The 18,579-nt window shown below is 42.6% G+C and carries 16 protein-coding genes; 10 read left to right on the top strand and 6 right to left on the bottom strand.

Annotated features, from left to right (window positions below; genetic code table 11):
* Nucleotides 1–42 precede the first annotated feature (42 nt).
* A complete protein-coding gene (locus C7E02_RS14695) occupies nt 43–1,602 on the bottom strand; it encodes an SPOCS domain-containing protein (RefSeq protein WP_330406822.1) in 1,560 nt (519 codons plus the stop codon).
* A 74-nt stretch (nt 1,603–1,676) separates the two neighbouring features.
* Nucleotides 1,677–2,084 (bottom strand): protease complex subunit PrcB family protein, encoded by a 408-nt coding sequence (locus C7E02_RS14700; protein ID WP_022278523.1) that lies wholly within the window; start codon nt 2,082–2,084, stop codon nt 1,677–1,679.
* Between the two features lie 180 nt (nt 2,085–2,264).
* Between C7E02_RS14700 and malQ the strand changes: the two genes are divergently transcribed.
* The 8 genes from malQ to C7E02_RS14740 all read left to right on the top strand — a co-directional run bounded on the left by malQ (nt 2,265) and on the right by C7E02_RS14740 (nt 10,474).
* Nucleotides 2,265–3,773 (top strand): 4-alpha-glucanotransferase, encoded by a 1,509-nt coding sequence (malQ, locus tag C7E02_RS14705; RefSeq protein ID WP_105309975.1) that lies wholly within the window; start codon nt 2,265–2,267, stop codon nt 3,771–3,773.
* A 17-nt stretch (nt 3,774–3,790) separates the two neighbouring features.
* The gene (locus C7E02_RS14710) at nt 3,791–4,525 is read left to right on the top strand and encodes a lysophospholipid acyltransferase family protein (protein ID WP_029731509.1); all 735 of its coding nucleotides are present in this window, start codon (nt 3,791–3,793) and stop codon (nt 4,523–4,525) included.
* A gap of 117 nt (nt 4,526–4,642) precedes the next feature.
* The gene (locus C7E02_RS14715) at nt 4,643–6,097 is read left to right on the top strand and encodes a nicotinate phosphoribosyltransferase (protein WP_022278526.1); all 1,455 of its coding nucleotides are present in this window, start codon (nt 4,643–4,645) and stop codon (nt 6,095–6,097) included.
* 16 nt (nt 6,098–6,113) lie between these two features.
* Nucleotides 6,114–7,181, top strand: a complete 1,068-nt coding sequence (locus C7E02_RS14720) for a D-alanine--D-alanine ligase family protein (RefSeq protein WP_105309976.1) — start codon at nt 6,114–6,116, stop codon at nt 7,179–7,181.
* 13 nt (nt 7,182–7,194) lie between these two features.
* Nucleotides 7,195–8,562 (top strand): UDP-N-acetylmuramoyl-tripeptide--D-alanyl-D-alanine ligase, encoded by a 1,368-nt coding sequence (locus tag C7E02_RS14725; RefSeq protein WP_022278528.1) that lies wholly within the window; start codon nt 7,195–7,197, stop codon nt 8,560–8,562.
* 12 nt (nt 8,563–8,574) lie between these two features.
* Nucleotides 8,575–9,387 carry a Cof-type HAD-IIB family hydrolase gene (locus C7E02_RS14730; protein WP_105309977.1) on the top strand — a complete coding sequence of 271 codons (813 nt, stop codon included), beginning with the start codon at nt 8,575–8,577 and terminating at the stop codon, nt 9,385–9,387.
* Nucleotides 9,388–9,402: 15 nt separating this feature from the next.
* The gene (locus C7E02_RS14735; protein WP_105309978.1) at nt 9,403–10,179 is read left to right on the top strand and encodes an AzlC family ABC transporter permease; all 777 of its coding nucleotides are present in this window, start codon (nt 9,403–9,405) and stop codon (nt 10,177–10,179) included.
* A complete protein-coding gene (locus tag C7E02_RS14740; RefSeq protein WP_005333240.1) occupies nt 10,169–10,474 on the top strand; it encodes an AzlD domain-containing protein in 306 nt (101 codons plus the stop codon). The genes C7E02_RS14735 and C7E02_RS14740 overlap by 11 nt, the downstream gene beginning before the upstream one ends.
* 253 nt (nt 10,475–10,727) lie before the next feature.
* Here C7E02_RS14740 and C7E02_RS14745 read toward each other — a convergent pair whose 3' ends face one another.
* The 4 genes from C7E02_RS14745 to mgtE form a co-directional block, all read right to left on the bottom strand.
* Complete coding sequence (locus C7E02_RS14745) at nt 10,728–12,167, bottom strand: alanine/glycine:cation symporter family protein (protein WP_105309979.1); 1,440 nt, start codon at nt 12,165–12,167, stop codon at nt 10,728–10,730.
* Nucleotides 12,168–12,378: 211 nt separating this feature from the next.
* Nucleotides 12,379–13,191, bottom strand: a complete 813-nt coding sequence (fdhD, locus tag C7E02_RS14750) for a formate dehydrogenase accessory sulfurtransferase FdhD (protein ID WP_105309980.1) — start codon at nt 13,189–13,191, stop codon at nt 12,379–12,381.
* Between the two features lie 450 nt (nt 13,192–13,641).
* Nucleotides 13,642–14,307: an HAD family hydrolase gene (locus C7E02_RS14755; RefSeq protein WP_105309981.1), complete on the bottom strand. Its 666-nt coding sequence runs from the start codon at nt 14,305–14,307 to the stop codon at nt 13,642–13,644.
* A gap of 8 nt (nt 14,308–14,315) precedes the next feature.
* Nucleotides 14,316–15,710 (bottom strand): magnesium transporter, encoded by a 1,395-nt coding sequence (mgtE, locus tag C7E02_RS14760; RefSeq protein ID WP_105309982.1) that lies wholly within the window; start codon nt 15,708–15,710, stop codon nt 14,316–14,318.
* Between the two features lie 632 nt (nt 15,711–16,342).
* On the opposite strand from mgtE, the gene C7E02_RS14765 reads away from it, so the two are divergent.
* Both C7E02_RS14765 and C7E02_RS14770 read left to right on the top strand, forming a co-directional pair.
* Nucleotides 16,343–16,834, top strand: a complete 492-nt coding sequence (locus C7E02_RS14765; RefSeq protein WP_105309983.1) for a MarR family winged helix-turn-helix transcriptional regulator — start codon at nt 16,343–16,345, stop codon at nt 16,832–16,834.
* Nucleotide 16,835: 1 nt separating this feature from the next.
* Nucleotides 16,836–18,569, top strand: a complete 1,734-nt coding sequence (locus tag C7E02_RS14770) for an ABC transporter ATP-binding protein (RefSeq protein ID WP_105309984.1) — start codon at nt 16,836–16,838, stop codon at nt 18,567–18,569.
* The last annotated feature ends 10 nt before the right edge of the window (nt 18,570–18,579 follow it).

Genomic DNA, 18,579 nt, shown 5'->3' on the forward strand with positions numbered 1-18,579 from the left:
CTTTTTCTCCTCGTATCCAGCCCCGTCTTGTATACAATATACCTACAGTATACTGGCATTTTCCTTAAAAATCAATAGTTTGTCGCCACATTTCAACTGTTCCGACTCCATATGATTGATGTCCATAATCCCTTCCTTTGTCGTGCCGTAGTATTTCGCCAGATTCCACAGTTCATCGCCTTCTTTTACGATATATCCAATGATTCCCGGTCTTTGTTCCAACACTTTATAATCTATCTCTTTCTCTTCTACTGAATCTATGTTACGAAATGTCACTTTTCCACGAAGGAAACTCCGAAATGCCAGCACCGCCTTTACTTCTATCTCTCCATTTCCAAGGAGACTGATGCCAAGCTGTTCCAGAGACGGCATCATATCCAATGTCATATCCTCCTGGACTTCATTGCTTTCCAACAGCCAGGAAAATGGTATCATCCCCTGCCACAGGGCAAATGGTATCTGATCGTCCGGTCTGACATACATAAAACGGATATGGAGTACTCCTTCTATCTGAATACCTGTGTCTTGAACCGTCATCTGCTCGACTTGAATTCTCGCATCACTATAGCAGATCTGTAAAATGTCATCTTTAATCTCAGGCAGTGACAACCGCTCTGCGATTTTACATTTGGAATGATTCTGCATCAGAACATTTTCCACCTTGCACTGCGTATACGCTGGAACACAACATGTTTTCAGTGAATATAAATCGTCTAATATCTGTATCTTTTCCTCCGTGCACAAAAAGAACCGCATAGAAAGTGTTGCCTCGATGCCAAGAAGACGCATTTCTCCGTCCTCGTCCATAGCCGGCTCTAAAAGTGCATCTGTAAGAATCGGATAAATCTGATGGTACATACCTTCCTCTGCACCAAAGCACTCTACCTGTCCCTCATACGGAACATTTTCACAGATCCAGTCTGTCTTTCCATCCACTGATTCATAAAGACAAAACACAAGAAGTTCTCCCTGAAGTTTTAATGTATCTGCCTCCAGCCTTGTATCCAGACGGCGGCTGAGTACTTCTTTCCACAAAATGTTTCCGATACTTTCTTTTGTTCCGGAGATTGTCAGCTGCTCTTTGATGCGGTATGTATCTTTTTTCACAGTGTGAAGAGTCAGGATCTGCTTCTCCTGGTATTTTGTATAAATCTGCTCCCCACTCTCAATCCCGGTCGTCACTTCTTCACTTACCTGACTGTCCGAACTCATGGTTACTTCCGCCATCGCTTTCACATTGATTTTCCGGGAATGGATCAGATTGACAGTCAGCTCTGTCTGCGCTGCTTTCAAAAATAACGTTTCTTCCAAAGTCTCGTCTACATAATACATTTCCTCAAAGGGAATTTTCCCTTCCAGAGAAGATAAGGTATTGTCACTGTTATCTGCAACATATAAAACTTGAAAAGCAAGCCGCCCGGTGATCCGGATATAATTCTCCACAAGCTTCAGGTCGATTTCCTCCATAACCGCATCGCTCTCTATAATCTCCCGGATATCAGCTTTCGTGTCTGGCACATTATAATCCTCATCTACATAGAACTGGTCCGTAAAAGTTTTCCCCTGTCGGTAAATATTCAGCATCTTTTTTTCACAATTCACACACATGTCCCCCTTATTGTTTGTTTTATTATAATGTTGCATCAAAAACCCCAACTATGGCTGGCACATTACTTTTACTCAAATATCACATCTTTCTCTCTATATTCTGTTTTCATCACCACATACGGATATGTCTTCTTTTCTTTTGTCTTCTCGCCCTTTGCCGGACCGAGAAGTGTTGTCTGGATCCTGACAGCATCTGATGTTTCGTAGCATGCGTTGACCTCTACACTGTACCCCGTTTTTTCTTTTTCTCCATACCCTCGCGCCATGTAAAGATACCCCTGATCTGCATAAGTCAGACGAAACGGGGTATCCCGCGCCTTTTCGATATCTTCTTTCAGTTCCTCTGGTACGTCTTCTGGTGCTACTACTGTAAATTCAATATCCTGTATCTTTTTTGTATCTTCCTTTTTAATACTGCACCCAGCCAGTGCCAGAATAAAAATCCCTGCAATTATGTAAAAATGTTTTCGATTCATGATGCTCTCTTTCTTCTTGAAAAACCTTTTATAACATCATACACACCAAGTCTAGGAAAAATTCCAAAATTGTTGTATACTTAATAAAATGCCATGTCCAAGAATGCCTCGGCTTGACTTTGTATAAGCAGGCATTAAGTTTACTACTTCAACATGGTTTTAAAAGGAGATTACAAAAATATGATAAATAACGAACGCCTATCCGGCATTTTGCTTCACCCGACTTCTCTGCCTTCCCCTTACGGGATTGGGGATCTTGGAGATGAAGCATATGCCTTTATCGATTTTCTGGCACGGGCAGGTCAGCATCTCTGGCAGGTACTGCCACTGACCCACACAGGTTTCGGAGACTCTCCGTACCAGAGTTTTTCTGCTTTTGCAGGTCAGCCTCTTCTCATTGATCCAAGACATTTGATCCGTCTTGGACTGATCGGTGGCTGGGAACTTACCGATTGCCCGATTGCAGACCCAAGTCACGTAGATTATGGACAGGTCATTCCGTGGAAGGAGAAAGTTCTGGCCCTTGCCTACAGCCGTTTTCCACAGAAACGCCATGAAATTCCAGGCATAGACCAGTCTTTCCAGGAATTTTGTGAAAACAGCCGCTACTGGCTGGATGACTATGCTTTGTTTATGGCATGTAAGAAATTACACCATGGCGCTGACTGGCTTCACTGGCCGGATGAATATCGGTGTCCGACTTTGGAATTTAAAGCCGGCCTTTTTAAATCCATGCACGAAGATATAGAATACTATCGTTTCATTCAATTCTTATTCTTTGACGAGTGGAAACGAATCAAAAAATATGCAAATGACCACGGTATCCGCATCATCGGTGATATCCCGATTTTTGTATCTATGGACAGCGCCGATGTGTGGGCGAACCAGCATCTGTTCCAGCTGGACTCCAAAGGGTATCCGACTCGCGTAGCCGGAGTACCGCCGGATTATTTTTCAGCCACCGGACAGTTATGGGGGAATCCATTGTACAACTGGGAAGCTCATGAGGCGGAACATTTTTCCTGGTGGATATCCCGTATCCGTGCACAGCTTCACAACCTGGATATTCTGCGTGTAGATCACTTCCGCGGATTTGAAGCTTTCTGGTCCATTCCTTACGGCGAACCGACCGCTGTGAATGGCGAATGGGTAAAAGCTCCGGGCCATGCATTATTTTCCGCAGTCCGTGATGCTTTTGAGGGAAACCTTCCAATTATTGCAGAAGATCTGGGCGTTATCACCCCGGAAGTGGAAGCTTTGCGAGATGAATTTGGGCTCCCAGGCATGAAGGTTCTGCAGTTTGCATTTGACTCTCTGGATGAAGGAAGTTACCTGCCACACCGCTACACATCTCCAGTCTGCGTATGTTACACCGGAACTCATGATAACGACACGACTCGCAGCTGGTATCAGACACTGCGCCCGGAATGCCGTGACAAAGTACGCCGCTACACACACTGCAGCAATGATACACATTTTCCATTGGATCTTATTGGAACCGCACTTGCAAGTGTTGCTGCATATGCAATCTTTCCTCTTCAGGATGTTCTGTGCGTCGGTGCAGAAGGACGCATGAACACACCAGGTATCGGCGCCGGGAACTGGAGCTGGCGTTATCAGCAGTCCGCGCTCAAAGGCGAACTTGCCGATGAACTTCGTGGCATGACTATTTTATATGGAAGATATTAGTTGGAGGAACTTGACATATGTTACGATTTATACTCGTTGCAATATTTTTATTGTTATATTTTCTGCTCGGGATTCCTGTACTCGGAATTCTCTGGCTTATTGGCAAAGTGAATAAACGCTCAGCCGATCTCGCAGCACTACGTATCGTTCAATGGGGATTTAAAGTGATCCTGAAAATTTCCGGTGTCGAAGTGACCGTCATCGGAGAAGACCGTGTTCCTGATGAACCGGTTCTCTACGTGGGCAACCACAGAAGTTATTTTGACATTTTGCTGACTTATTCCCGCTGCAGGGATCTGACCGGATTCGTTGCCAAAAAGGAAATGTTAAATTACCCGTTCCTTCGCACCTGGATGAAACGGGTATACTGCCTGTTTTTGGATCGCGACAATATAAGAGAAGGTCTTAAAACCATCCTGACTGCGATCGATCAGGTGAAAAATGGAATTTCTGTTTTTATTTTCCCAGAAGGGACACGCAACAAAGGAGACGAATTAAGTCTTCTTCCATTCCATGCCGGTTCCTTTAAAATTGCAGAAAAGAGCGGATGTCCGATCGTACCTGTTGCACTGAATAACACCATTAATATTTTCGAGGGACATTTGCCATATATCAGAAAAACACACGTTGTTTTGGAGTACTGCTCCCCTATATATATGAATGAAATGGAAAAAGAAGACCGCAAGAAGATCGATGTTTACTGCCAGAAGATCATAAAGGACACGATTGAGAAAAATCATACCCTTGTATAAAGGTACCATTATGATATATAATACACAAGATATCATGAAATGTACGATACGAAGCAATCCGTGGTATCATCAATTATGAAAACAAAGCTTACGATTCAGTCATGAAAGGAGCTCACTATGAACAAACAAGATTTAACACTGCTGACTGATTTATATGAACTGACAATGATGCAGGGTTATTATAAAAAAGGGCAACATGAGACGGTTGTATTCGATGTGTTTTACCGTCACAATCCCTGCGGCAATGGTTATTCTGTCTGCGCGGGACTTGACCAGGTCATTGACTACATTAAGAACCTGCATTTCACCTACGAAGATGTGGACTACTTACGAAGTCTTCACATTTTTGATGATGATTTTCTTCAGTATTTAAGTGGTTTTCACTTTACAGGAGATATCTATGCGATTCCGGAAGGAAGCGTAGTATTCCCAAAAGAGCCACTGCTTAAGGTCATTGCTCCGATCATGGAAGCTCAGCTTGTCGAGACGACTATCCTGAATCTGATCAATCACCAGTCTCTCATCGCTACTAAGACTTCCCGTGTTGTCTATGCCGCCGACGGAGACGGAATCATGGAGTTCGGACTGCGCCGTGCACAGGGACCGGATGCCGGACTTTACGGAGCACGTGCCGCTATGATCGGCGGATGTGTCGGTACGTCAAATGTACTGGCAGGTCAGCTTTTTGATGTCCCTGTTATGGGAACTCACGCACATAGCTGGATCATGACATTCCCGGACGAATACACTGCATTTAAATATTACGCAGAGCTATATCCGGACAACTGTACACTTCTGGTAGACACTTATGACACATTAAAATCTGGCGTACCAAATGCCATCCGTGTCTTCCAGGAATTTAAAGACGCAGGAAAACCATTAAAAAAATACGGAATCCGTCTGGACAGCGGAGACCTTGCATATCTTTCCAAAAAAGCACGTAAAATGTTAGATGAAGCCGGATTCCCGGACGCTTCCATCTGCGCTTCCAATGATCTTGACGAATATCTGCTCCATGATCTGAAGGCACAGGGTGCAGCAATCAACTCCTGGGGTGTTGGTACTCATCTGATCACGTCCAAGGACTGCCCGTCATTTGGCGGTGTATACAAATTGTCTGCAATCAAGAATGAAAACGGAGAATTTATCCCGAAGATCAAGATTTCTGAAAACACAGAAAAGATCACCAATCCAGGAAATAAGACAATCTACCGTGTCTATGAAAAAGAGACCGGCAAGATCAAAGCTGATCTGATCTGCTTCGCTGATGAAACATTTGACGAAAGTCAGGATCTTCTTCTCTTTGACCCGCTGGAGACATGGAAGAAAACAAAGCTTGCAGGCGGCACTTATATCATGCGTGAAATGCTTGTTCCGATCTTCAAAAACGGAGAATGTATTTACACTTCCCCTTCTGTCACGGAGATTGCAGAATATTGTAAACAGGAAAAAGACTCCCTGTGGGACGAGACAAAACGTCTCTTCTATCCACACCGGGTTTATGTAGATTTATCCCAGAGATTATATGATGTAAAGAAAGCCTTACTCGATCAGGCACACAAACCAGAATAAAAGGAGAGCATTCATTATGAAAATTATAGTATTAGCAGGCGGCTTAAGTCCGGAGCGTGACGTCTCACTGACTTCCGGTGCCGGCATCTGCAAAACACTGTTGGAAAACGGACACCAGGCTTATCTTCTTGACCTGTACTTCGGTCTTGAAAATGCGCCTGCGAATCTGGAAGATGTATTTACCCTTCCGGGCGCAGGTCTTGAGATTGCAAAAAATATCAGCACAAAAGAACCTGACCTTGAAGCCCTTAAGAAATCTCGCCCGGATCAGTCCGACTGCATGTTTGGACCAAATGTCATTGAACTGTGCCGTATGGCAGACATTACATTTGTTGCTCTGCACGGCTCTGTCGGAGAAAATGGTAAACTTCAGGCTGCTTTTGACCTTCTTGGAATCAAATATACAGGCTGCAACTCTTTTGGCTGTGCCCTGTCTATGAACAAACTAGTAACAAAACAGATTTATAAAATGAGTGGTGTACCGACTCCTCGTGGAACACATCTGACAAAAGAGACAAAGGATCTTCCTTTATCCGAACTTGGATATTATCTCCCACTGGTCGTAAAACCATGTGAAAATGGTTCCAGTATCGGAGTTTACATCTGTCATACAGAAGAAGAATATAACAATGCAGTTCGTGAATCATTTGAAAAGAACCCAGATGAAGAACTGGTCATTGAGCCTTACATCAAAGGCCGTGAGTTTGCCAGCGCTGTCATTGCCGGAAAAGCACTCCCATTAGTTGAGATCATTCCGAAAGATGGTGTCTTCAACTATGAGAATAAATATCAGGCTGGCGGAGCACAGGAAATCTGTCCACCGGTATCTATTGATGAAGAAACTCAGCAGCGCATGATGCGTGCCGGAGAAGAAGCATTTGCCGCACTCCGTATGGATGTGTATGCACGTGCTGACTTTATCATTGATGACGAAGACGGCGAATTCTACAGTTTGGAAATGAATGCACTTCCAGGAATGACTGCCGCAAGTCTGCTTCCGAAGGCTGCAAAAGCCGCAGGCATCAAGTACAACGAATTATGCGAACGCATCATTGAAGAATCTATGAATGCGCGTTACAGATAAGAGGAAATCCATCATGAAAAACCTTACTTTAAGAAATATTACTAAGGCCTGCCACGGAGAGTACCGGGGACCTGAAAATCTTTTGGACAAAGAAGTTGCCGGTGTTACAATTGACAGCCGGAAAGTTGAAAAAGACTATCTGTTCATTGCCATTGACGGTGAACGCGTCAACGCTCACAAATTCATTCCGGATACCATTGAAAAAGGCGCAATGTGCGTGATTTCCCATGAAGATCTTGGCGAGACAGATTTTCCATATATCCTGGTAGAGTCTACTGGCCAGGCACTTCTTGATACTGCAAAGCTTTATCGTGATTCTTTCGATATTAAGGTTGTCGGAATCACAGGAAGTGTCGGAAAGACAAGCACAAAGGAAATGATTGCTTCTGTATTGTCTCAGAAATACTGTGTACATAAAACACTTGGAAACTTCAACAATGAATGGGGGCTTCCAATTACAATTTTTGAAATGAATGAAAAGCATCAGGTCGCTGTTCTGGAAATGGGTGTCAACCATTTTGGTGAGATGCGTCGTCTTTCCAGCGTAGCAAGCCCGGATATCTGTGTGATCACGAATATCGGTATTGCACATTTGGAATTTTTCAAGACAAGAGAAGGGATTCTTCAGGAAAAATCTCAGATGATCCAGGATATGAAGACCGGTGGTTCTATTCTTCTGAACGGAGACGATGATCTGCTCCGTGATATGGGACCGGTCAAAGGCGTAGATCCTGAATTTTTCGGTCTTGGAAAGAACTGCCAGTTCTATGCAACTGACGTAGAACCACTTGGACTTCGCGGTTCTTCCTGTACGATTCATCTTCCGTCCGGCGAAAGCTTTGACTGCATCGTTCCACTTCCTGGTGCTCACATGGTACAAAACGCTCTTGCCGGAACTGCTGTCGGCTATCAACTTGGACTTACACCAGCAGAAATCAAAGCCGGAATTGAAGGACTGCCTTCAATCCCCGGAAGAAATAATATCATTCAGACAGATAAAATCATCATCTTAGATGACTGCTATAATGCAAATCCAATTTCCATGCAGGCTTCCTTAGATGTTCTGAATATGGCAATCGGACGAAAAGTCGCTGTTCTTGGCGACATGGGCGAACTGGGCGAGACCGGAAAAGAACTCCACTACGAAACCGGTGCACATGCAGGTGATATAGGCATCGACCTTGTATGCGGAATTGGCGAGCTTTCCAAAGAGCTTGTAGCCGGAGCTTCTGAACATGGCTGCGAGGCAAAATGGTTCCCTGCAAAAGCAGACTTTCTTGCAGAGATGAAACATCTGATTCAACCAGGTGACAATATCCTTGTGAAAGCTTCACATGGTATGCAGTTTCCTGAAATCGTAGATGAATTACAAAAATTTTAGGAGTATAAAACTATGAACTACCAGCTTCTGGCACTGGATCTGGATGGGACACTGACCAATTCCAGAAAAGAGATCACACCATCGACCAGAGATGCTCTGATCGACATTCAGAAAAACGGAAAAAAAGTTGTATTAGCCAGTGGACGTCCTTCTCAGGGCGTCCTTCCTCTGGCAGAGGAACTTCACCTTGGAGACTATGGAAGTTATATTCTCTCCTACAACGGTGGTCGTATCACAGACTGCCGATCCGGTGAGATCATTTACAGTAAATATCTTCCAAATGATGTTGCGGCTCCACTTCTTGAAATCGTGAAAAAATATCCGGGGATTGACATTCTTGCCTACACCGATACCGAGCTGATTTCAGGTGGAGATACGAATGAATACAGCGAAAAAGAATCTTTCATCAATCATATGCCGATTACAAAAGTGGACGATTTCATCTCTTACGTCACTAAAAATAATAACAATAAATTTCTGATTACCGGAGAACCGGAACTGATTCAGGAAGTAAAAGCTGAAGCTGAAAAACAATTTCACTCTTATCTGTCTATTTACTGCTCAGATCCGTTCTTTCTCGAAATTATGCCCCAGGGTATTGACAAAGCTCACTCCCTTACAAAGCTGCTCACCAGCATCGGACTTTCTACCGATGCCATGATCTGCTGCGGGGACGGATACAATGATCTGACTATGATTGAGACTGCCGGACTTGGAGTTGCCATGGCAAATGCTCAGCCACTGGTGAAAGAATCTGCAGATTACATCACAAAATCCAACGATGAAGACGGTGTGTTACACGTAATCAATGAATTTATGAGATAGGAAAAGAGGTCACAAATGAGAGGTACTAATAAGTCTTGGTTTGCCAAGGGTATGCGGGACGCAATTCCCATTGCCCTTGGCTATCTTGCAGTTTCATTTACCCTTGGTATTGCTGCGAAAAATGCCGGGTTCACACCCTTTCAGGCATTTCTCGTAAGTTTTACTAATAATGCATCAGCTGGTGAATTTGCCGGATTTACGCTGATTGCCGCAGGTGGCGGCTATCTGGAGGTCGCAATTCTGATATTGATCACAAATGCCCGTTATCTTCTGATGTCTTGTGCATTAAGTCAGAAACTTCCACCAGACACACCGATGATCCAGCGTCTGCTTCTAAGTTATGATGTCACTGATGAGTTATTTGGAATCTCCGTGTCCGTACCGGGTAAATTGAATCCATACTATTCTTTTGGTGCATATACTGTAGCACTTCCCGGCTGGGCTTTCGGAACACTTTTTGGAACTTTGATGGGATCCATTCTACCGGCTAATATCGTCAGTGCATTAAGTGTCGGTCTTTACGGCATGTTCCTGGCAATCATTATCCCTCCTGCAAGAAAAAATAAGATTCTTGCGGGAGTTGTCTTGATTTCCATGGGAGCAAGCTTTGCATTTACAAAACTTCCAGTCGTCCACACACTTTCTACCGGAACAAGAACGATTCTGCTTACGATTCTCATTGCCGGAGGTGCTGCAATCCTGTTCCCAGTCAATGAAGATGAGGGAGATGAAAAAAGCACTGAATCTAGTGTATTAAATAACAATGAGAAGGAGGCAAGTCATGAGTCATAATATTTATATCTATATCCTGGTCATGGCCGGAGTATCTTATCTGATCCGTATGCTGCCTCTGACCTTGATTCGAAAAGAAATTAAAAATAAAACGATTCGGTCATTTCTATACTATGTACCATACGTCACACTGGCAGTGATGACCTTCCCGGCAATCCTGTCCGCGACCGGAAGTGTCTGGTCTGCATGGGCAGCTCTGATCGTTGCCACAGCACTTGCATGGTTTGGGAAAAGCCTGCTGCAAGTATCCGTATGCGCATGCATGGTGGTGTTCCTGTTAGAATTGTTTTTGTAAAATGGAAAAATTGGCAAAACAAAAAGCTCTTTTACAACTATAATAGAAAAAGTCCTGGCCTATGACACGGATAAAATTCTATGTCTGCTGCGCCGCTTATCTATGTCTTTCTATGTAAACTCGCCTTACGGCTCAGACAGTACATAGAAAGACATGCTATGCTCGCAGACATGTCGAATTTTATCCTATCGTCATAGGACAGGACTTTTTCTGTTTTATTTTGCGATAAGTCTTTTATATTTTTCTCATATTTTTATTTTACATCTTGCACATACGTGTTTTGTTCGGAACGTTTTTCTGTATGTCTGTTGTCTATCTCTGGCTGGAATGCTTTGATGGCCTGTGCTACTTCTTTACTAAGTATGAGCATGCAGATCAGGTTCGGGATTGCCATGAGCGCATTTGCTATATCCGAAAAGCTCCATACAAGATTAAGTGTCTGTGTGCAGCCAATATATACAACCAGAGAAAAGAGCACTCTGTAAAACATGTTATATTTGTGTGTTCCAAGTAAATATTCAAATGCTTTTTCTCCATGATATTCCCATCCGAGGATTGTGGAAAATGCAAATAATGTGATTCCGATTGTTACAAGCCAGCCGCCAGAAGTTCCAAGAACTGTCTTAAATGCAGCAATTGTTATATCTGAACCTGTCAGAAATTCTCCTGCAGAATCTGTCATTCCAAGTACGCCTGAGGAAGCAATCGCAAGTCCGGTAATGGTACATACAACAATTGTATCCCAGAATGTTCCTGTCATATTAATATATCCCTGTCGTACCGGATTATCTGTTGTTGCTGCCGCTGCTGTAATAGCTGCTGAACCCATTCCGGCTTCATTTGAAAATACACCTCTGGCAACTCCGTATCTCATGGCATTCATCATAGAAGCTACAATTGAGCCGCAAAGTCCGCCGCCAACAGCTTCAACAGAAAAAGCCATTTTAAATATCATAGCAAGACCCGATGGCAGATTCGCAATATTTCCCACAATCACGATCAGTCCGCAAATGACATAAAAGATTGCCATGACCGGAACAACAACGGAAGAAACTTTTGAGATTGACTTAATACCACCGACAATGATCAGTAAAGCCAGCACTGTAATCACAATTCCAGTGATCCATGTCGGGATATGAAATGTTGCATGCAGTGCACCTGAAATAGAATTTCCCTGTGTCATATTTCCAATACCAAATGAAGCAATCACTGCAAAGAGTGCAAATAGCCATGCAAGAGCAGAACCTAATGTCTTATTCTTTATACCCTTTTTCATCGTGTACATTGGGCCTCCGCTCATCTCTCCCTTTTCATTCACTTCACGGTACTTGATTGCCAGCATACATTCACTGAACTTGGAAGTTAAACCAAATGCCGCGGAAATCCACATCCATACAAGTGCTCCTGGTTCTCCTGAAACCATTGCTGTCGCAACTCCGACGATATTTCCGGTTCCAATCGTTGCTGCAAGAGCTGTCGTAAGTGCAGAAAACGGTGAGACATCTCCTTCTCCTCTGCTCTTTGTGCGTGCCTCTTTACTGAGAGTACTTTTCAGTGCATATCCAAGATTTCTCCATGTCAGGAATCTGGTCCGGATTGTAAGAAATATTCCTGTTCCGACAAGTAGGATTAACATCACCGGCCCCCAGACAAAATCATCAATTTTTGTAATGATCGCATTTAATTGTTCCATAATATTCGCCCTCCTCTTCTCTCACACAACAAGCTATTTCTTCAATATTTTTTCTAAGTTAAATTTAAAATGTCTCGGTAACACAAAAGAGCAATGTTGCACCATTATGTGCTCCATTGCTCTTTTTCTTGTACGTGTGAATTTATGGGCAGTATACTCTTTCTACAAATATATTGTCAAGTACAAACTACCTCATTTCATTATCTTCTCATTATCTCTGATACAGCGTATATTGCATCATCTTGTGATTCTTCGCTCTTCCAATCATCGTCAATCCATATTTCTGTGCCAGTTTTACAGCTTCTGCCGTCGGAGTCTTTTTGCTTGCCACAAGCGGAATTCCTGCCCGGATTACCTTCGTGATCATATCGATTGGGAGACGTCCGGTCGTAAAGACTGCACATTCATGAAAATCATAGTCATGCATAAGTGCATAACCAATCGCTTTGTCCAGTGCATTATGACGTCCGATATCCTCACAGGAATACACAATCTTTCCCTTATATGCAAGAAAGCAACTGTGTGTTGACCATGTCGCCTCATGCAATGGCATATCCTGATGAAAGGCTTCGTCGAATGCATACATAAGTTCCAGACTAACTTCTACCGGCTCCAGATGCTGCAATTCTTTTTCCACTGCAAATCCACTATATATGGTCTTATTATCCGTACAACAAGTCGGTGTATCCATAACCTCTGCGCTCAGATTATCATTAACCAATCCACAATGTTCTGAACCAAGCTGTACTCTCGCCCTGGTCCCATGCTCACAGATATAAAGGTATTCCACTTCCTCTGATGAATGAATCATGCCTTCGCTGACCATTCGTCCCAGTACCAGCCCCGGCAAATCCTTCGGTGTACACACTAATTTCATCGTCAGCACATCATTAATATACACGTCCATACGATGCTCCGATAAAAGCATCTCTGACTTTTCTACAGCATTCCCGTCCGGATCAATATATAATCCTGTAACTGGATAAATCGCTTCTGCTTCCTCATATTGATTATTTATCTTCATACCACTTCGTCCTTTTCATACAACATATATTTGACACACACACATATCAGTGTTAATATACTTATATAAAAGGTACTGCCAATGGCGATTTACCTGATCATTGTAAATAAAAAATAACCGTATTAGTTTCTCAGGCTAACAGGCGGTTATTTTTTTGTGGTCTTATTATTACACCCAATCGTATATCCAAGACCAAATGAGGTTAAGCAGAGACTAAGTACTGCAATCAAGTCAGCCATTGTCAGCATAAGTATGTTCTCCTTTCCATATTAGTTCATCGTTAGAATCATCTATGTAATCAGAGCTATAGACTCCCTGTAAAAAATAAACCGCCAAACACACCAGTGCTGACAGCACCTTACATTTATTGTATCAATTCTATGCTTTTCATGCAATACTTTTGTATATTTTCAAGATATATTATTTGTCTAAAAATAAACAAATCATTTTTTATATCTTTTCTAACACCGCCCTCGGTGTCTCTAGCTGTTCAAACTCCTCTTTTCGGATATCCAGTTCCGGCACCTCTTTGATGTACCACCGTGCCTGAAGCGCAGTCATTCCCATAATATCTGCTGCCTCCAGTTCATGGCTCCCGCCATCTCCGATGTACAAACATTCTCCGGCTCTCACGCCAAGCCCTTCCATACACTTTAGGAATATTCCCGGATCTGGCTTTTTCATTCCCAGTTCATAAGACAGACATGACTGATCAAAATATGGAAATAACTGGCTCTCTCGGATTAATACCGCTTCCTCAGAATAACAGTTACTGATCAGTCCGATTTTAATCTTTTTTTCTTTTAATGTCTGAAGCATCGGAATGATTTCCGGATGAAGATGACAAAAACAGTCTGCTTTTGCTGCCTTTCTTCCGGAAATAATAGTCTGGAATGTCTCCTCGCTGTATTTTCCGGTCTGTCTCAATATCTGCTCAATTGTCTCTTCCAATGTCTGCTTTCCAATGGTCCGGTCATTCTCACTCGGAATCCAAAGTGCATCAAATAACATCGGATCTATGCCGGCATCTGCTGCCATCTGCGCCCGGAAATATACCGGTCCGCCATACTGTGTGATCAAGGTCTCATACATATCAAAAATAACTGCTTTTATCATATAGTTTCTTACCCCGCAAGATGCAGCATCTCAATAAGGAAAATCCAGCTCAGCCCATAGTAAGTCACAACTGCTACCAGGTCATTGATGGTCGTGATCAATGGGCCGGATGCTACAGCCGGATCAACATTAATTTTCTTAAAGAACAGTGGAATACATGTTCCGATTGCTCCGGAAATGACCATCGCAACTACAAGTGCTATTCCGATGCAGCCTGAAACTGCATAAGCGAACATAAAAGTCTTTCCTTTAAAGAGTGCAATATAAAGTCCGATTACAATAAATGACAATGTTCCCAGAATCAGGCCGTTCGAAAATCCGATTGTCATTTCCTTCCATACTAATTCCGCCTTCTGTTTTCCGGTCAGGGACTCGTCCATCAGAACACGGATTGTTACGGCCAGTGACTGTGTTCCCACATTTCCTGCCATATCCAGGATCAGTGACTGGAAACACATAATAATCGTAAGCTGACTTACAACTGTCTCAAATACACCAACTACTGATGAAACGACCATGCCAAGTCCTAACAATACCAACAGCCACGGAAGTCTCTTTTTTAGACTCTCACGCAGAGGCTCTTTCAAATCTTCCTCCGCTGTCAGACCGGCAAACATCGCGTAGTCCTCTCCCATCTCGTCATCGACCAATTCTACGATGCTCTGTGATGTGATAACTCCAAGCAATTTGTTATCATTATCCAGTACCGGAATGGAATTCTCGGAATAATCTTTCAGCTTTTCAATACAATCATCTATCAGTTCATTTCCATATACATATGGGTATGATGTCACGATCAGATCTTCCAGACATGCATCCTGTCTTGCAATAATCAAATCTTTCAAATCTAATGCTCCGTAAAATGTGGAATCCTCTGTCACCATAAATATAGTAGAAATGTTATCGTTCTTTGCTGCCTGTCCGATCAAACTGCTCATTGCCTGCTTTACAGTTAGATTCTCACGAATCATGATGCAGTTAGTTGTCATCTTACTTCCGATTTCTTCCTCGTCAAATGAAGCAATGATTGCCATATCTTTTCTTGCTTCATCATCCATCAGTTCAATCAGAAGTACTTTTTTCTCCTTCGGTGTCATACGGAGAACATCTACAACAGCATCCGTCTCCATTCCCGAAAGAATACCCGCTGCCTTGCGCACGTCCATCTCGTCCAGATATTCTGCTGCCTGTTTCTCATCGATATACTCAAAAATATCTGAAAGCATATCCAGATTCAGAATTCTGCAGACTTTCCGTCTCTCTGCTGCTGTCAGCTCGGAAAATACATCTGCTAGGTCATTTTCATGATAATCCTCCAGTTTGTTACGCATAACTCCCGGTGAAGTATTACCTCTGATGATAGCCAAGATTTCTGACTGATAATCCTGTGTTTTGTTTTCCATCTTGGGAAACCTCCTTATCCTGTTTTCTCATTTCCGCAAGAAGCACAAAAATTAAAACATCAAGAGACACTTTAGCTGTTGACATTAAAATCTTTATCCTTCTTGCATCTGTTTTTCACAGATCAGATAGCTGCATTTTTATGCATATGTTCGCTCATTGGAAAATAGGATAAGAAATGAATTGATAAATTCTATTTAGAAAAAACAGAACAGACTGTTACTCATATCTGATCCTATGTTCTTAGTTCGCCCATGACTATCGCAACTGTCCATTCTGTTCACCTGCCTTTTTTCTTAGAAATTTTTCTACTCATCCATTCCAGGCTCCATTTTGATTTCTGCCTGAAAATGAATCATTGTAGGAGTTCCTGATCACTCCCTCACACATTATAGTATTATCCACCTGACATTTCAACCACATTTTATTATTTTACAAGAATTTATCACTGCACAGCAAAGTCATTTTATCATACTGCTCTTCTGTAATTTTTTCTTAATTTTTGTCTGCAGTTTACTCTGCAATTTTTTCTTAATTATCCTCTTAGTTTTTCTCTTGACATTCTATTATATTGTCCATATAATGTTAAAAGTTAGGAAGCTAACAATTATTTCTTTGAGAATTGAGGTGAATTATGCAAGATACAAACAACCAAAATAATCCTCTGGAACTGGGACGTCTGATCCACATTCTTTCCTGTAAGATGAAATGTCAAAATGACTGCTATACGATTTTAGAAGATAGTGATCTGACACCTGTCCAGCAACAGCTTTTAAAATTTATCTTGTTGGAATCTGCTCACAAACCAATATTCCAGCGGGATATTGAGGAAGCATTCCAGATCCGGCGGTCTACTGTCACCGGTATTATTAAACTGATTGAGCAAAAGGGCTATATTACACGAACCAGTGTTGAAAGCGATGCAAGACTAAAGCAACTGGTTCCGTCAGAAAAAGCTGAGGCTTTGCGTCCACGTATTGTAGAACATATCAAAAAGTGTGAGGCCGCTTTGTCCGCCGGTATTCCTGATGACAAGCTCCATGTTTGCCGGGAAGTTCTCTGTCAGATGCTTGATAATCTTGCAGCTTCAAAATGTAATTGTACTGACAATAAAAAGGAGGCATAATATGAATAAAACACTGTTAAAATCAGTACGAGAATATAAGAAGCAATCCATTCTTGCTCCGCTTCTTGTCATTCTCGAAGTTCTGATGGAAGTTCTGATTCCACTCGAGATGGCCAAAATCATCGATGTAGGAATCGCAAATGGAGATATGTCCTACATTTTGCAGCGCGGCCTGATTCTTGTAGTCATGGCTATGCTTGCCCTGTTCTTTGGTGTTCAGGCTGGTAACATGGCAGCAATCGCAGGTGCCGGATACGCCAAGAACCTGCGCCACGACATCTTTTATAAGGTACAGGATTTCTCTTTCAAAAACATTGACCATTTTTCTACTTCAGGACTGGTTACACGTATGACAACAGATATCACAAATATCCAGATGGCATACATGATGAGTATCCGTCTTCTTGCAAGAGCTCCATTTATGATTATCTTATCATGGATCATGACACTGCTCCTCAATAAGACAATTTCACTCTTATTCCTGATTGTAATCCCGCTTCTTGGAGGAACACTGATCTACATTGCCAAAAAAGCGCACCCACATTTTATCAAAGTATTCGATGAATACGATGTACTGAACAACTCAGTCCAGGAAAATGTGAATGCTTCCCGTGTAGTGAAAGCATTCGTCCGCGAGAATTATGAAATTGACAAGTTCCACGACATTTCCAAATATGTATACAACCTTTTCACAAAAGCTGAAAAAATTGTTGCCTGGAACTCACCGGTCATGCAGTTTACCATGTACTCAGTCGTTCTGATCATGGTTCTGATCGGAGGCAAGAGCATCATTGCCGGCACTATGGAGACAGGCGAACTTACAAGTGTCATCGTTTACGCACTACAGATTATCGGATCTCTGATGATGGTTACATTTGTATTCGTTATGATCATGATCGCGGAGGCATCTTCTGACCGTATCACTGAAGTCATGAATGAAATTCCGGAAATGCAAGATCAGCCTGATGCAGTGACAGAAGTTCCAAACGGAGACATTGTATTCGACCATGTAGACTTCAGCTACGCAGGTGAAGGCGGAAATTTATCTCTGAAAAACGTTAATCTTCATATTGAGTCCGGACAGACTATCGGTATCATCGGTGGAACCGGAAGTGCAAAATCTTCCCTTGTCCAGCTCATCCCAAGACTTTACGATGTCACAAAAGGACGTGTCAAAGTCGGCGGCATTGATGTTCGTGATTATAGCCTGGAATCCCTGCGTGACCAGGTATCCATGGTTCTTCAGAAAAATGTACTGTTCTCTGGAACCATTTATGAAAACATCCGCTGGGGTGATGAAACTGCAAGCGATGAAGAAGTCAAACGTGTATGTAAGCTTGCGCAGGCTGACGGATTCGTTCAGGAGTTCCCGAACGGTTACAATACAAAAATCGTCCAGGGAGGTAACAATGTATCCGGTGGGCAGAAGCAGCGTCTGTGTATCGCAAGGGCGCTCCTTAAGAAACCAAAGATCCTAATTCTGGATGACTCTACCAGTGCAGTAGATACAAAGACGGATGCCCTGATCCGGAAAGCATTCCGCGAGGAAATTCCGAACACCACCAAGATCATCATTGCACAGCGCGTTTCTTCTATCGAAGATGCTGACCAGATCATCGTTCTGGATGGTGGACAGATCATGGGAATTGGAACATCTGAAGAATTATTAAAGACAAATGAAATTTACCGGGAAGTATATGAATCACAGGTAAAAGGAGGTGGCGATCATGAGTAATTCCAATAAG

Origin of the sequence: Dorea sp. Marseille-P4042 (genome assembly GCF_900290215.1) — a bacterium.
GTDB classification, from domain to species: domain Bacteria; phylum Bacillota; class Clostridia; order Lachnospirales; family Lachnospiraceae; genus Dorea; species Dorea formicigenerans.

Bases quoted from the DNA above. Each gene is read 5' to 3' on its own strand.
- C7E02_RS14720 (WP_105309976.1), top strand. From the start codon at position 6,114: ATGAAAATTATAGTATTAGCAGGCGGCTTAAGTCCGGAGCGTGACGTC.
- C7E02_RS14740 (WP_005333240.1), top strand. From the start codon at position 10,169: ATGAGTCATAATATTTATATCTATATCCTGGTCATGGCCGGAGTATCT.
- C7E02_RS14715 (WP_022278526.1), top strand. From the start codon at position 4,643: ATGAACAAACAAGATTTAACACTGCTGACTGATTTATATGAACTGACA.
- malQ (WP_105309975.1), top strand. From the start codon at position 2,265: ATGATAAATAACGAACGCCTATCCGGCATTTTGCTTCACCCGACTTCT.
- C7E02_RS14730 (WP_105309977.1), top strand. From the start codon at position 8,575: ATGAACTACCAGCTTCTGGCACTGGATCTGGATGGGACACTGACCAAT.
- C7E02_RS14725 (WP_022278528.1), top strand. From the start codon at position 7,195: ATGAAAAACCTTACTTTAAGAAATATTACTAAGGCCTGCCACGGAGAG.
- C7E02_RS14735 (WP_105309978.1), top strand. From the start codon at position 9,403: ATGAGAGGTACTAATAAGTCTTGGTTTGCCAAGGGTATGCGGGACGCA.
- C7E02_RS14710 (WP_029731509.1), top strand. From the start codon at position 3,791: ATGTTACGATTTATACTCGTTGCAATATTTTTATTGTTATATTTTCTG.
- C7E02_RS14765 (WP_105309983.1), top strand. From the start codon at position 16,343: ATGCAAGATACAAACAACCAAAATAATCCTCTGGAACTGGGACGTCTG.
- C7E02_RS14700 (WP_022278523.1), bottom strand. From the start codon at position 2,084: ATGAATCGAAAACATTTTTACATAATTGCAGGGATTTTTATTCTGGCA.
- C7E02_RS14745 (WP_105309979.1), bottom strand. From the start codon at position 12,167: ATGGAACAATTAAATGCGATCATTACAAAAATTGATGATTTTGTCTGG.
- mgtE (WP_105309982.1), bottom strand. From the start codon at position 15,710: ATGGAAAACAAAACACAGGATTATCAGTCAGAAATCTTGGCTATCATC.
- fdhD (WP_105309980.1), bottom strand. From the start codon at position 13,191: ATGAAGATAAATAATCAATATGAGGAAGCAGAAGCGATTTATCCAGTT.
- C7E02_RS14770 (WP_105309984.1), top strand. From the start codon at position 16,836: ATGAATAAAACACTGTTAAAATCAGTACGAGAATATAAGAAGCAATCC.
- C7E02_RS14755 (WP_105309981.1), bottom strand. From the start codon at position 14,307: ATGATAAAAGCAGTTATTTTTGATATGTATGAGACCTTGATCACACAG.